14 protein-coding genes are annotated in these 13652 nt (G+C 40.2%); 6 read left to right on the top strand and 8 right to left on the bottom strand.

All coding sequences use genetic code 11. The annotated features are described in order from the left end of the window. The first annotated feature begins 17 nt into the window (after nucleotides 1–17). Nucleotides 18–671 carry an isoprenoid biosynthesis glyoxalase ElbB gene (gene elbB / locus BCU84_RS05185; protein ID WP_102527034.1) on the top strand — a complete coding sequence of 218 codons (654 nt, stop codon included), beginning with the start codon at nucleotides 18–20 and terminating at the stop codon, nucleotides 669–671. A gap of 251 nt (nucleotides 672–922) precedes the next feature. Here elbB and glpG read toward each other — a convergent pair whose 3' ends face one another. The 5 genes from glpG to BCU84_RS05160 all read right to left on the bottom strand — a co-directional run bounded on the left by glpG (nucleotide 923) and on the right by BCU84_RS05160 (nucleotide 5347). After that, the gene (gene glpG / locus BCU84_RS05180; RefSeq protein ID WP_102527033.1) at nucleotides 923–1762 is read right to left on the bottom strand and encodes a rhomboid family intramembrane serine protease GlpG; all 840 of its coding nucleotides are present in this window, start codon (nucleotides 1760–1762) and stop codon (nucleotides 923–925) included. Further along, nucleotides 1759–2067 (bottom strand): thiosulfate sulfurtransferase GlpE, encoded by a 309-nt coding sequence (glpE, locus tag BCU84_RS05175; protein WP_102527032.1) that lies wholly within the window; start codon nucleotides 2065–2067, stop codon nucleotides 1759–1761. Before glpE ends, glpG begins: the two co-directional genes overlap by 4 nt. Before the next feature lie 107 nt (nucleotides 2068–2174). Further along, nucleotides 2175–3200, bottom strand: coding sequence for an L-threonine 3-dehydrogenase (tdh, locus tag BCU84_RS05170; RefSeq protein WP_102527031.1), 1026 nt, complete (start codon nucleotides 3198–3200; stop codon nucleotides 2175–2177). Nucleotides 3201–3210: 10 nt separating this feature from the next. Beyond that, nucleotides 3211–4404, bottom strand: a complete 1194-nt coding sequence (locus BCU84_RS05165; RefSeq protein WP_102527030.1) for a glycine C-acetyltransferase — start codon at nucleotides 4402–4404, stop codon at nucleotides 3211–3213. 286 nt (nucleotides 4405–4690) lie between these two features. Beyond that, nucleotides 4691–5347 carry a TetR/AcrR family transcriptional regulator gene (locus BCU84_RS05160; protein WP_102527029.1) on the bottom strand — a complete coding sequence of 219 codons (657 nt, stop codon included), beginning with the start codon at nucleotides 5345–5347 and terminating at the stop codon, nucleotides 4691–4693. A 323-nt stretch (nucleotides 5348–5670) separates the two neighbouring features. On the opposite strand from BCU84_RS05160, the gene waaA reads away from it, so the two are divergent. Continuing rightward, nucleotides 5671–6945: a lipid IV(A) 3-deoxy-D-manno-octulosonic acid transferase gene (gene waaA, locus BCU84_RS05155; protein WP_102527028.1), complete on the top strand. Its 1275-nt coding sequence runs from the start codon at nucleotides 5671–5673 to the stop codon at nucleotides 6943–6945. A gap of 84 nt (nucleotides 6946–7029) precedes the next feature. Here waaA and BCU84_RS05150 read toward each other — a convergent pair whose 3' ends face one another. Further along, nucleotides 7030–7749: a 3-deoxy-D-manno-octulosonic acid kinase gene (locus BCU84_RS05150; RefSeq protein ID WP_102527027.1), complete on the bottom strand. Its 720-nt coding sequence runs from the start codon at nucleotides 7747–7749 to the stop codon at nucleotides 7030–7032. Between the two features lie 92 nt (nucleotides 7750–7841). On the opposite strand from BCU84_RS05150, the gene BCU84_RS05145 reads away from it, so the two are divergent. Next, on the top strand, nucleotides 7842–8879 hold the full coding sequence (locus tag BCU84_RS05145) for a glycosyltransferase family 9 protein (RefSeq protein ID WP_241906359.1): 1038 nt from the start codon (nucleotides 7842–7844) through the stop codon (nucleotides 8877–8879). A 20-nt stretch (nucleotides 8880–8899) separates the two neighbouring features. Here the strand turns inward: BCU84_RS05145 and BCU84_RS05140 are convergent, their stop codons facing one another. Both BCU84_RS05140 and BCU84_RS05135 read right to left on the bottom strand, forming a co-directional pair. Further along, the gene (locus BCU84_RS05140) at nucleotides 8900–9748 is read right to left on the bottom strand and encodes a glycosyltransferase (RefSeq protein WP_102527026.1); all 849 of its coding nucleotides are present in this window, start codon (nucleotides 9746–9748) and stop codon (nucleotides 8900–8902) included. 13 nt (nucleotides 9749–9761) lie between these two features. Then, entirely contained in the window at nucleotides 9762–10877 is a 1116-nt protein-coding gene (locus tag BCU84_RS05135) for a glycosyltransferase family 9 protein (RefSeq protein ID WP_102527025.1), read from the bottom strand. Nucleotides 10878–11095: 218 nt separating this feature from the next. Here BCU84_RS05135 and BCU84_RS05130 point away from each other — a divergent pair, with 218 nt between their 5' ends. The 3 genes from BCU84_RS05130 to BCU84_RS05120 are packed head-to-tail and all read left to right on the top strand — an operon-like array spanning nucleotide 11096 to nucleotide 13326. Next, on the top strand, nucleotides 11096–12163 hold the full coding sequence (locus tag BCU84_RS05130) for a CDP-glycerol glycerophosphotransferase family protein (RefSeq protein WP_102527024.1): 1068 nt from the start codon (nucleotides 11096–11098) through the stop codon (nucleotides 12161–12163). Further along, complete coding sequence (locus BCU84_RS05125) at nucleotides 12160–12552, top strand: adenylyltransferase/cytidyltransferase family protein (protein ID WP_102527023.1); 393 nt, start codon at nucleotides 12160–12162, stop codon at nucleotides 12550–12552. The genes BCU84_RS05130 and BCU84_RS05125 overlap by 4 nt, the downstream gene beginning before the upstream one ends. 24 nt (nucleotides 12553–12576) lie before the next feature. Beyond that, a complete protein-coding gene (locus BCU84_RS05120; protein ID WP_102527022.1) occupies nucleotides 12577–13326 on the top strand; it encodes a glycosyltransferase family 25 protein in 750 nt (249 codons plus the stop codon). The last annotated feature ends 326 nt before the right edge of the window (nucleotides 13327–13652 follow it).

The following is a 13652-nucleotide window of genomic DNA, read 5'->3' as shown; positions in this document are numbered from 1 at the left end:
TATTCAAAGGATCAGAAATGAAAAATATTGCAGTACTACTCAGTGGGTGCGGTGTTTATGATGGCGCAGAAATCCATGAATCGGTATTAACGCTATTGGCTTTATCTAAAGCAGGTGTGAACTATCAATGTTTTGCACCTGATATTGAACAAATGCACGTCGTAAATCATTTCAATGGGGAAGTTAGCGCTGAAGAAACGCGCAATGTACTTCAGGAATCTGCCCGATTAGCTCGTGGTGAAGTGAGTAATATTACCGAGCTTAATATCAGCGAATTTGACGCACTTATTGTACCTGGTGGTTTTGGGGCAGCTAAAAACCTATGTGATTTTGCCGTTGCTGGTAGCGCTAGCAAATTGCATCCTGAGGTTGAATCCTTTATTCAAGAATTTGCCTTAGCTAAAAAGCCGATGGGTTTTATGTGTATTGCGCCAGTGATGATGCCAGCTATTTTTAAAAGTGGCGTTAAAGGCACCATTGGTAATGATTCTGGTACTGCGCAAGCCTATACCGAAATGGGTGGGCAGCATGTCGATGCTACAGTGGATGATATTGTGGTTGATATGGATAATCTTGTTGTTTCAACACCGGCCTATATGTTGGCAAATTCTATTGCTGACGCAAATATAGGAATAGAAAAGTTAGTGGATCAGGTTTTAAAGATGACATAGTCAGCTTAGTAGCAATTTGGTATAAACATAAACCGCTTCAAGCACCAAACTTCAGATAAATACTGATAAATATTTATCTGAAGTTTGGTTAACTCAATTATTCATAAGCAATATGAAACGAACTATTCAAAACTCCTCAACGACGATGGCTTTTATCTCAGAGGCAACCTTTGGAGCGCTGGTATTTGGGGTTGCTTATTTTATTGTTTAACAGAGCTTTAGTGGTATTCAAGATAGCGATAATTTAGTCGTTATCTGGATAGTTTACGACTATCAAATGCCCCTTGAGCCAATCCCACAAGCAAGCCACCAATATGAGCTCCGTTCGCTATAGGCATGCCGAGTAGATCGGTAAAACCAAGTACTAACCAAATCAACATAAATGTCATGTAGCTATTTGGAATGCCGATGCCAGACTCTGGTGCACGTTGGCCCATAATCCAGGTGTAACCAACCACGGCGTATACTACGCCTGATAAACCACCGAAGTTTGGTCCAGTCATCATGTACTGGACTAAGCTGGGCAGACTGCCTGCTACAAGTAATAGAATCATCAATGGCCGAGTGCCGAGTTTGGTTTCAATTTTACCGCCTAAATACCACCACCAGAGTAAATTGAAGAGAAGATGCATCGCTGATAAATGCATCAAGCTCGGGGTGAATACGCGCCATACTTGGCTAAAGTCGCTGTTTGGCACCGCACTAAAAAATGATAATTGGCTGAAAACTTGATTAGCAAAACCAAGGTTCATTGCAGCAAAAACGGCAACACATACAAAAAAGGTAACTAAAGTGAGTGGTCCTGCTCCAGTAATGAACTGTTGAATCAGCCCTAAGGAAGAGGAACCGTAATCTAGTTTGGTTTGAGTGGAACCATTATCCCACGAGGCTTCTAAATACTTTTTCTGATATGGATTTTGTTTAAACTGTTCAAATTCATAGCGAGCTTGCTCAGCTTTATCTTGTTGATAAACGACCAATGCTACACCATGCTCATTTACGATAGGCACGCACTCAATATCTAGACCTTTTAAGTAGTCGATAAAGGCTTGTGCTGCTCTTGCGTGGGGTAGTTGGCCGATTTCAATCATGCGTGCGCTTCACTCCAAGCGGTAAAACCGCCATCAAGACTATAAACGTCATCAAAGCCTTGTTCGATAAGATACCCAGCTGCGCCTTGACTACTAATACCGTGATAACACACCACGACAAGCGGTTTATCCATATCTGCATCAGCAATAACGTTGGCAATGTTTTCATTGGTGAGATGAATAGAAGTCTCAATATGACCAGCAGCATAACTGGCCGCATCACGAATATCGACGATTTGGATATCATCAGATTCTGCTGTCATATGGATAAGTTCGTTAATTGAAAGGTGCTTGAAAGTGCTCATGCTATACCGCTGCTGTTTGAAATGAGATTAAGAAGATAACTGAAGTATCTAATAAGGGGCTGTATAGATACAACCCCTTTATTATTGCGGCAATTTATAATCGGGAATTAATCCCAGTTTAAAATCACTTTTCCTGATTGGCCCGAACGCATAGCATCAAAGCCTTGTTGGAAGTCATCAATTGCGAAATGATGAGTGATAATTGGCGATAAATCTAAACCAGATTGAATAAGGCTGGCCATTTTGTACCAAGTTTCAAACATTTCTCGGCCATAAATACCTTTAAGGATAAGTCCTTTAAAGATAACTTTACTCCAATCAATAGCCATTTCACCACCAGGAATACCCAGCATGGCAATTTTGCCGCCGTGATTCATGGTATCGAGCATTGAATGAAACGCTGATGGCACACCAGACATTTCTAGGCCAACATCAAAGCCTTCTGTCATGCCCAAATCATTCATGACATCTTTAAGATCTTCTTTGGCAACGTTAACTGCGCGAGTCGCACCCATTTTGCGGGCTAAATCGAGGCGATATTCATTCACATCAGTAATGACCACATGGCGTGCGCCAACGTGCTTACATACTGCAGCCGCCATAATGCCGATAGGACCAGCACCAGTAATTAATACATCTTCACCAACAACATCAAATGATAGTGCTGTGTGTACTGCATTACCAAATGGGTCAAATACAGACGCTAAATCATCAGAGATATCATCAGGAATTTTGAATGCATTAAATGCAGGGATAACCAAGTATTCAGCAAAGGCGCCATCACGGTTTACACCGACACCAGAGGTGTTACGGCATAAATGAGTACGGCCGCCACGACAGTTACGGCAATGACCACAAGTAATATGGCCTTCACCTGAAACACGGTCGCCAACAGTAAAGCCGCGGACCTCTTGGCCCATATTAACCACTTCACCGACATATTCGTGGCCAACAACCATAGGTACAGGAATGGTGTTTTGTGACCATTCATCCCAGTTGTAGATATGAACATCAGTGCCACAAATGGCGGTTTTGCGGATTTTAATCAATAGGTCGTTATGACCCATTTCTGGCTTAGGTGCATCCACCATCCAGATGCCTTCTTCAGGCTTTAATTTGCTTAATGCTTTCATCATATCGACCTTAAATTATGCCCATCTCTTTACCAATACGAGTAAAGGCTTCAATCGCTTTATCGATTTGAGGACGGGTATGCGCCGCAGACATTTGCGTACGGATACGGGCTTGTCCTTTTGGTACTACAGGGAATGAGAAACCAACAACATAGATGTTTTCAGCTAACAGACGGTTTGAGAAGTCACCGGCTAATTTAGCGTCACCAATCATCACAGGGATAATGGCATGATCTGCACCTGCTAAAGTAAAGCCAGATTTAGTCATTTCTTCACGGAAGTAACGGCTATTTTCCCATACGGCTTCACGTAATGCGTGGCCTGTTTTGAGCATTTCCAATACATGAATTGATGCGCTGACAATAGAAGGAGCGAGTGAATTAGAGAATAAGTATGGGCGCGAGCGTTGACGTAACCAATCAATGACTTCTTTTTTACCAGAAGTGAAACCACCCGAAGCACCACCTAATGCTTTACCTAATGTACCAGTAATAATGTCTACACGATCCATTACTTCGCAGAATTCATGGGTACCACGGCCGTTGTCACCGACAAAACCAACAGCGTGCGAATCATCAACCATCACAAGCGCGCCATATTTATCGGCTAAGTCACAAACGCCTTGTAAGTTAGCAATGACACCGTCCATTGAGAACACGCCATCTGTAGCAATCAGGATATCTCTTGCTCCAGCTTCTTTTGCTGCTTTTAACTGTGTTTCAAGATCGCTCATGTCATTGTTGGCATAGCGGAAGCGCTTGGCTTTACATAAACGCACGCCATCAATAATGGATGCATGGTTCAATGCATCCGACACAATCGCATCTTCAGGGCCCAGCAAGGTTTCAAACAGACCAGCGTTGGCATCAAAACAAGAAGAATACAAAATAGTATCTTCCATGCCTAAAAAGTCACTGAGGCTATTTTCTAGTTGCTTGTGGATATTTTGGGTACCACAGATGAAACGAACTGACGCCATACCGAATCCATGGCTGCTTAATCCGTTTTTCGCTGCATTAATTAATTCAGGGTGATTCGCAAGACCTAAATAGTTGTTGGCGCAGAAGTTAATGACTTCTTCACTATTTACGTTAATGGCTGTTTGTTGGGCGGAAGTGATGACACGTTCACTCTTATATAAGCCTTCAGCTTTAACATCGACAAGTTGTTGATTTATACGGTCGTAAAATGAGGTAGAGGCCACCTGATTTCTCCTAAATATAGTTTTAATATGGAAATCGCTTGGCGGCATTCTAACCTTAATTTTCGTGGCTCTACAGTGTTTTTTTTAACCTGAATAGCAACATAAAAATGATTAGGGCTAGAGCTGCTTTCACATTAGATATACTAATCAGTAACAAGCTATAGCTAAGTGCTGATTAATGAATGACTTAATATGTTAACAAAATGGAAGGCCGCCTTTTATGACTCTATTTTAGTCGTAAAAAGGCAGTTTGTATGTGCTGGTGGATAAGTGGCATTTTCAGGCTTTACGCAGCGGCGTCACGCTCTTGCGAAGCAACATCTAAATAGTGCTGTTCAAGGCGGGTAAAGGTTGCCTCTGAGCCAGGTGTAGAATACGCCTTGAATATCATCAATACCCGTAGCAAGCCTTCATAAAGGGTTGCTTTAGTGATGGTTGACGTGCTTGATTGAGTGAGTTGGTAGCTAATCCAAAAGCTCACCATCATTTTAATTGTGTCAGCTAATGCTGTGACTTTTTCGTCTTCAATTTCAAGGAAACCATCACTGATTAATTTTCTTAATACATTGCTTGAGCGACTCAGCACTTGTTCTTGCGCAGTTAGGTAGCGGGCTTTTAATGCTTCGTCACGGCTTAAGATATCGGCGAGGTTGGCGTACATGAATCGAAATTGCCACAGGGTATAAAACATGGCATCGAAGTAACCCATTAGTAACTCAATATCAACCGTTGTGTCTTCGTAAGGCTTAAAACCAGACTCGAGGTGACTTTCGTATAAGGCAAAAATTGAGTTAATAATGTCTTCTTTATTTCGAAAATGATAATAAAGATTACCAGGGCTGATATTGAGGTGCGCTGCAATATGATTGGTGGTGATATTACGTTCACCATGTTCGTTAAAGAGTTCAAGACTGGCAAAAACTATTTTATCGCGGGTTTTCATATCGATTCCAATTATCATTGCTAAATACAGGAGTCTTGATGACTCAATACGACGCTTAGTGCATATCCTTATGAATGTTATACCAAACGACATCAATATCTGGTCAGTTCAGATGCTGGCAAGCTTTCATATCGAGGGTTGCTTAACACCATCCAACAATATCTCTGCAAGTCTCTATAGCCTAGTCTGAGCCTGACTTTTTTATGCTTATCCAACCTAGCTCACTGAGTTGAGTTTATGTTGAATGATCACATATTTATGTGGTTTAGGTTTATGTTAACATTGTGTTTATCTGACAAGCAAAATTGATTAAGCACTCTTTCATGACTCGTGGCCTATATTCTGTATTACTGTATCTTCTTTCACCTCTTGTGGTGTTGTATTTGGGCTTTCGTAGTATTAAAAGTCCTGATTATCGCAAACGTTGGGGCGAACGATTTGGGCTAACTCGATTATCTCAAGCCGATGTGTTGATCCATAGTGTGTCTATGGGGGAAACATTAGCGGCAATTCCACTGATAAAAAAACTTATGGCCGCTTACCCAGAATTAAGCTTCATTATTACTACCACTAGCCCGACAGGTTCAGCTGAAGTAGTAAAAGCATTTTCTGACCATTTAAATGGGCGAGTTCAACATTGCTATTTACCCTTTGATATCAGTGTTTGCGTAAAACGCTTTTTGCGTCAAGTGCAGCCTAAGCTATGTATTATTATGGAAACAGAGCTTTGGCCAAACTTGGTATATTTTGCTAAACAGCAACAAGCTAAGATTGTTCTAGCAAATGCACGTTTATCGGCAAAATCGGCAGCTAAATACTTAAAACAAGCAGGCTTAAGCCAGCCGATGCTAGCGTCACTTGATGCCATTGCGGTTCAAACACAACGAGAATGCGAGCGCTTTGAGTCTTTAGGCGTGAAACCTGAAAAAATTACCGTTTGTGGCAGCTTGAAGTTTGATTTACACATTGACGACAGTAAGCACCTACAAGCGAAAGCATTACGCTCTGAATGGCAAAGAAATGACGTGCCAGTTTGGGTTGCAGGTAGTGTACATCCTGGTGAGTTTGAAATTATGCTCAAAGCACATCAGCAAGTGTTAGCTAAATATCCCAACGCCTTATTGATTATGGCGCCAAGACACCCTGAGCAGTTCAATGTCGCAGCAGTGGCGACGACACAGCAAGGACTAACTCTTTCAAGACGAAGTATGAACCAAGCCGTTACTGAAGGTGTGCAAGTATTACTTGGCGATACCATGGGAGAGTTGCTGATGCTCTACGGCTGCGCTGACTTTGCATTTATTGGTGGTACGCTCATTGAAAATGGCGGTCATAACCCGCTTGAGCCAGCAGCGATGGGGTTACCAGTTAGTGTTGGCCCGCATCATTGGGATTTTGCAGAAATTACACAATTATTAGTCAATGCTGGTGGGTTAGAAGTGATCACAGATGCGGATAGCTTAGCCAAACATATTTTAGGCTTATTAGAAGATCCGCAGCGCTATGAACTTGCTGCAAAAGCGAGTTTGCAAGTGGTGTCACAAAATCGCGGAGCATTAGATAAGCAAGTCAATGTCATTGAAAACCAACTGAGCTGAATGATTCACGTAATAGCGGGCAATAATACTTAAGTAGCAACAGCTATAATTGCATCCAAAGCCATTAAAGAGGGAATGGATTAATTAAGAGTTATTGATAATTTGCTGATAGCCCGCGAGTAGGCTTTGCCAATTATTGTCACTAAAGTTAAGACTGGCAAGCTTAGTTTTTTCTTTATTAAATGAACGTAATAAACGACTTATATTTGCTTGCTGCCATTTTGTATTAGGGGGTTTTAGTTCGCCTCGGTCAAAGTCGATAAGGTAAAACTGATCATCAGCAAATAAGATATTTTTAGCATTTAAATCGGCATGATACACACCCCGAGCATGAAATTTTGCAATGGTTTGCCCAAGTTGTTGCCATTGCTCATCCGTTAATGTGGATTTTGACAAGAATGCGACTAAGTCATCAGCACCTTTGACTAGCTCAATAAATAAGTCTGCTCGATACCAAATACCAAAACGCTCAACATTGGCAGCAATCGGTCTTGGGACTGGGAACCCTTCTTGAAAAAGCGTCTCTAAAATGGCTAATTCAGAAATCGCTCGAGTACGCTTCATACCTGTAAATATATAGGCATCTTTACTGAACTTTTCTATTAAGCCGCCACGCCAATAATGGCGTAAAACCCATTGTTGAGTTTGGTATTCAACAAACCAAGTTGTATAACGGCCTTTTGATTGGCCAATTATCGCATCATTGGACTGCCAATATTCTGGACGAAAATGGTCAGGAGTTAGTGTTTGAGCAATTTCATCGCACCAAGCGATAACACCATTGTTTGTTGATTTTATTTGCATAAGTGGATTACAAAGCTTTGATTTGTCGGTGGCTATAAAGCGTATTCTACATTAAGATCGAACTCTTGTACTTACTCAGGTTAATTGCACTCATGAAAGCAAACTTTGCATCTATGAAATCCTTATGTTTATTACGTTTGTCGGCAATTGGTGACGTGTGCCATGCTGTGGCGATGGTGCAAGCGATTCAGAAGCAATATCCTCATCTGCAGATCACTTGGGTGATTGGCAAGATTGAATATCAACTGCTTAAGCATTTGCCAGGCGTCACGTTTGTCATTTTTGATAAGTCGCAGGGCTGGCGTAGTTACCCTAAGTTACGTAAAGATTTAGCCGCTCAGAAATTTGATGTGTTATTGCACATGCAAGTCGCACTCAGAGCAACAATCGCATCGCTAATGATCTCTGCAAAGGTTAGGGTTGGTTTCGATAAAGCTCGCGCTAAAGAAGGCCAATGGTTAGTGACAAATCACGCAGTTGAGCCATTAGCAACACCTCATGTGTTAGATGGTTTTATGGGGTTTGCTAAAGCTATTGGCGTTAATGACTTAACTCCACGCTGGAATATCCCTGTCACTGAAGCGGATAGTGCATTTGCGAATGAAGTGATTAAGCCTGGCGAAAAAGTGTTAATTGTATGCCCAGCTGCAAGCAAGGCCGAACGTAACTGGCTTCCAGAGCGTTACGCAGCCGTCGCTGATTATGCGGTCAAACAAGGCTATCGCGTATTGTTGTGTGGCGGCCCAAGTGAGCTCGAAGCCAGCCTTGCTAAAGCAATTTTGGACTGTGCTAACACGTCTTTAGAAAATCTCATTGGCCAAACATCATTAACTCAACTGTTGGCCTTATTAAAAAATGCCTCAGTCGTTATTGCTCCCGATACCGGCCCTGCACATATGGCGGTGACTCAAGGCACGCCAGTCATTGGCTTATATGCGCATTCAAACCCTGGCAGAACCGGCCCTTATTTGTCACAGGAGCATGTGGTTAGTGTTTATGACTCAGTGATTGTGCAGCAGTTTCCCAATCAAGTTATTCCATGGGGAAAGCGTGCTAAAGGGAAGGAGTTAATGGCCTTGATTGAGATTGAAGATGTTATCGCATCGTTTGATGATCTGATAAAAAAATAGCCCGCTATTGCGGGCTATTATTAATATTTGTGCTGTGGATGGAAGAGGCCAAATACGGCGCTTAACAATGGAATAGGTAACTTAGTTTTACGTTGTTGCTTCAACATATACCAATGCCAAGCTTGTTGCTTGTATTCGATTACTTCAGCTTCACTAAGAACATCTTTAAACATATCGCAATAATCAATGATGTATTTGAGCTCTCTCATAGGCACTTTTTGACGGTAGCCTCTGCCTGAATAATGAATGAAGTCTGCTTTTTGATAGTCTTCATAGCCAAGTAGCATCATTCGGTTAAAGCCTGCTTCAACACCCACACTCTTAATTCCATCACGTCGAATAAGGTAGTTGATATAGGTCTGATCGTAAAACTTGACTTCATTACAGATCTTTTGCATTTCTTCAATGCTGGCATTATCAAACAGCCCTGTTTCTTTCGAAACTAAGAACATGCCTGAATTGTAATAAACAGTCATATCATCTTCTTTGGGCCATGAAACGTTTCCAAGCACATTATTTATCTGTTCTGCTTGCGCACTTCTATCTCGATAACAGCCTTCATTAAACATATATACAGTGTCAGTATCAGGGTATTGCTCAAAAATGTCTCTGGCCCATGGGGTGACAATCATATCGGCATCTAGATACAGCACACGATCATAATCTTTAAGTAATTCGGTAATATACAGTTTTTCTGACCAAGCAGGACTGGCATCAAACTTAGGGCTGTTGACGTTAATTGGATAATGCAGTTGGTCGGAGACGATGACATCAGCACCCACTCTTTTGCCGTAGGCTTCTAGGCTTGCTACTGAAGCTCGGTACATTGGGTTCTCACCAATGGCGAGGGTAAAAATGGCTTTCTTCATTTATGCAACCTTGTTAGCTATTGGTATTCATTGCTATATATTGATTAAAAACACGCTCTACAGAAATATCAGAAATATGGCCTTTGCCTTCTGTTGCGTACATGACATGGGATGTTGCTGTTTCTGGTGGTGCCCAGTAAGGCTTCTTAGAGCGCATCATTGCTAATAATGGGCGCTGGGCTGCAAATGCAAAGTGCAAAATAGCCGTGTCCACAGTGATAACGAAGTCTGCTTGTGAAATCAATGAAGGTAATTCGAAAAAATGTTCATTGACGGTAAATACAGCAACCTGCAATTTCGACGTAGCAACGAAACTTGCTGTTTTATCATTAACTTCGTCAAAGTTCTCTTTAGTTACATTGATAACAAAGCGTTGGGTGTTATCCTTTTCTGCTATTTTTGATATTAATTCAAAAAGTTGCTCTAGATGCCAATCTTTTTTAGTGTTGGTCGACAAGTGGTTTAAAAAAAGCAATTTTCCCTGACATTCAGGCGCACTAAATTTTTGCTGTAACCAATGTTGAGTTACAGGCAGTATGGATTCAGGCAGCTTAAGGGTTGGCATTAGTTGATTATTATCGAGTGTTAGACCCAAGACTTCTGTAAATATTTTATTATAGCGGTCAGTGATATGGTGAGCTGCAGGTAGGCTATTCTCGTCGAGAACAAAGGTGTGGTTTGAATGACGAAAAATAATACTTTTTAGCCAACCATAAGAAGCGCTTTTAGGCACGCTTGACACGATAAATGCCGATGCACTAATTTCTCTTGCCATAGCTGAATATTGACGACTTTTACTGACTGAGTGGCAGAAAATAATATCGTAATGTTTAGATTTAGCTTGCTCAACATTTAATTGCATTGCTTTAGCTGAATCAGTACAACCATAACTGAAATTGAACACACCTTCCGCTTCCATCCACTGCTGTAATATTTTACTGCGTGAAAGCCGCCAAGCATCATCGTTACATCGATTGTCATCTAACCAAATATCTAACTCGATATGAGGATATTGGTGCTTTAGGGCGATTAAAAAGGTTTTTAAATAAAGAAAGTCGCCTAGAGCAACAGGCGATATAAACAATAAGCGCTTGCAAGCTGTTAGCTGTTCAGTTGATATTAATGGCATATATATAGGTATATTCAGTAATTGAATTTTATCTATGAAGGATACCTTGAATTTGAATACTTTTAAATTAATACCGTGACTTTACGTGTGATGAAGGGGTTATCCTTGCTGATTTTTTAAATCGAAGGATTATTAACAATGATGATGTGTGGTATTATTCTGAGCACTAATTTCAACCTGCTATCGAGCTTAATTTAACAGACGAAATAAGGTTTAATGTGATTATTTTTGATGTCTTACATCCCTATTATTTACCACAGTACCTTCCTGTAGCTGCAGAACTTGAGCAGCGTGCGATTCCTGTCTGTTTTGTTATATACAAAAGTCAGGAACAGCAACACGTTCTAGATTCTCTTGTTGTTAAACATAAGTTAGATGTCGTTTGGGTCGAAAATGAGAGCCAAGCGCTTGAGCATTACCTATCGGCAAAGCCTAATTGGGTTATTTTTGGTAATGCATTTTCGCAAGCTTCTCAATTAAAAGATGTCTCAAAAACTGCGCTTATGCAGCATGGAGTAGGTCCTAAGTCGGTCTATTACACTGTATCTAAGTCTGATATTGATGTCAGGTTTGTTGAAGGGCAGTATCGCTTAAGTCGACTACAGGAAATGTTTCCTGAAAAAATATTTATTGATACGGGTTACGCCAAATTAGATCCAATTATTCAGGGTGAAGAAAAAGGTATAGAACTCTCTGCATTGGGACTTGATCCTAGCAAAGCCACTTTATTATATGCGCCTACATTTTATCCTAGCAGTATTGAAAAGATGAATAAGGATTGGCCTGAGCAGTTTTCAGGGTACAATATCTTGCTCAAACCTCACTATTTCTCATTAAGTAAGCCTTCATACAAGAAACAAAAAGCATTATTGGAGTATTGGCAAACTTTTTCTAATGTCTATCTTGCGACGGCTGAAGAAGCAAACTTACTTCCCTTTATGGCGTCAGCTGATGTGCTAATAAGTGATGCTTCGTCAGCCTTATTTGAGTTTGCTGCATTAGATAAGCCTGTTGTTTGGTGTGACTTTTATCATTTGAGGTGGTCGTATCGAGGCATTTTTAAGTTTAGGTTTAAAAATCGTGTAGACCAAGATTTGTATCGATATGCTGATGTCGCAGCTCATGCAGAAAGTTATTCGGAGTTAAAAGCGGTTGTAGATGGGCAAGTTTCTTGTCCGCAACAATTTGCTCAAAAGCGTGCTCAATATACTGATGAGCTAGTTGGTATTGTTGATGGTCATTGTAGTCAACGTATTGCTGATTATTTATTAAAAGGGTCACAATGAACATAATTACGTTTGGAACATTTGATATGTTTCACATTGGGCATCTTAATATTTTGGAAAGAGCAAAAGCTCAAGGTGTAAAATTGACCGTAGGTGTCTCTTCTGATGCTCTCAACTTTAGTAAAAAACAACGTAACCCTATTTGTGATGAGCGAGATAGAATGCGGATTGTAGCTGCATTAAGTTGTGTTGATGAGGTGTTTTTAGAAAAATCTCTAGAATTAAAAGCAGATTATATTACTCATTTTAAAGCTGACTGTTTAGTTATGTGGGATGATTGGGAAGGGCGTTTTGATCATTTATCTCACTTATGTAAAGTCATCTATTTATCTAGAACCCCTGCTATTTCTACGACTCAGCTTATTGAAGTTGTAAAAGAAATCAGATAACCAAGGAAGGTACTGAAAAACATTATGCAGTTTAAAGTGTTTGTAATAAACCTTGATAAAAGCACTGAAAGAATGGCTTTTATGCATCAGCAACTCGAGCAACTCAATATTGAGTATGAGAGAGTACCTGCTGTTTATGGTAAAGATTTGAGTGAAACCGAAGTTCAAGCTGTGTTTAACGAATCAGATAATTTAGCGAAATACGATAAAGTACTAAATGTGGGTGAGATTGGTTGTTACTTGAGTCATATTAATTGCTGGAATATGATGGTTGAGCAAGAATTAGATTTTGCGTTAATTTTAGAAGATGATTCGGTATTGAATGAAGAGTTACTTTCATTGATTAACAGTATTAGTGAGCTATGTTCCTCTTGGGATTATATTAAGCTATGCCATGGGCGTAAGCAAAAAGCGGTTATTGATACGATGAAGTTGACTGAGCAATTCTCATTATCGACTTGCTTAAAGTTGCCTTCATCTACTCGTGGACAGTTTGTATCGATTTCTGGTGCTAAAAAGTTGCTAGCCACCGCCACACCGATCACTAGGCCAATTGATATAGATATACAGTTTTGGTACGAAAAAGCGTTAACTTGCTTCGTAGTAAGACCTTACCCTGTATTAGAAGCTAATTTTGAAAGTGAAATCTGTAATTTAGGTAATCGTCATACTGTTCAAAAACATCCATTTAAGCGTATATGGCAAAAAATTTGTTTTGAAAAAAATGTGAGATTGAACAAAGATAAAATACCTAAACTATCTTCTTTTTTATAATTAACTTAGATTCTATTAATGCCATTTTGACAGTATGTTAGCTTATTTAAAATGGCATTATTTATCAGGCGAATAGAAAACTCTTTATATTCTCCCCAAACCAACAAAAACATAACTATTGATATCAAGGATACCTTGACGCCAAAAACTAAAGTTGCCACTTACAACGTTCACTTCCTTTTACTTTACTTAGCCATCTACTGAGTACAATTGAGTGAAGAGCTGTTTGTAGCCAATTTGCGATTCTATTAATATTGAGCCTCTGGTAAGTTGGCAATTTTCTCAGAAATTGCCTGTTTAATGAATGTAGAAGAGAGCCTCACTCT

This window comes from Shewanella sp. 10N.286.51.B7 (genome assembly GCF_002873615.1).
Classification (GTDB): Bacteria; Pseudomonadota; Gammaproteobacteria; order Enterobacterales; family Shewanellaceae; genus Shewanella; species Shewanella electrodiphila.
The sequence above is the reverse complement of the archived record's forward strand: the minus strand, read 5'-3'. Positions and strand labels throughout refer to the sequence as shown.

What these genes read in the sequence shown, in the direction of transcription:
- elbB (WP_102527034.1), top strand. Translation starts at nt 18, where the DNA reads ATGAAAAATATTGCAGTACTACTCAGTGGGTGCGGTGTTTATGATGGC.
- glpG (WP_102527033.1), bottom strand. Translation starts at nt 1,762, where the DNA reads ATGATTGAAATCGGCCAACTACCCCACGCAAGAGCAGCACAAGCCTTT.
- glpE (WP_102527032.1), bottom strand. Translation starts at nt 2,067, where the DNA reads ATGAGCACTTTCAAGCACCTTTCAATTAACGAACTTATCCATATGACA.
- tdh (WP_102527031.1), bottom strand. Translation starts at nt 3,200, where the DNA reads ATGAAAGCATTAAGCAAATTAAAGCCTGAAGAAGGCATCTGGATGGTG.
- BCU84_RS05160 (WP_102527029.1), bottom strand. Translation starts at nt 5,347, where the DNA reads ATGAAAACCCGCGATAAAATAGTTTTTGCCAGTCTTGAACTCTTTAAC.
- waaA (WP_102527028.1), top strand. Translation starts at nt 5,671, where the DNA reads ATGACTCGTGGCCTATATTCTGTATTACTGTATCTTCTTTCACCTCTT.
- BCU84_RS05150 (WP_102527027.1), bottom strand. Translation starts at nt 7,749, where the DNA reads ATGCAAATAAAATCAACAAACAATGGTGTTATCGCTTGGTGCGATGAA.
- BCU84_RS05145 (WP_241906359.1), top strand. Translation starts at nt 7,842, where the DNA reads ATGAAAGCAAACTTTGCATCTATGAAATCCTTATGTTTATTACGTTTG.
- BCU84_RS05140 (WP_102527026.1), bottom strand. Translation starts at nt 9,748, where the DNA reads ATGAAGAAAGCCATTTTTACCCTCGCCATTGGTGAGAACCCAATGTAC.
- BCU84_RS05135 (WP_102527025.1), bottom strand. Translation starts at nt 10,877, where the DNA reads ATGCCATTAATATCAACTGAACAGCTAACAGCTTGCAAGCGCTTATTG.
- BCU84_RS05125 (WP_102527023.1), top strand. Translation starts at nt 12,160, where the DNA reads ATGAACATAATTACGTTTGGAACATTTGATATGTTTCACATTGGGCAT.
- BCU84_RS05120 (WP_102527022.1), top strand. Translation starts at nt 12,577, where the DNA reads ATGCAGTTTAAAGTGTTTGTAATAAACCTTGATAAAAGCACTGAAAGA.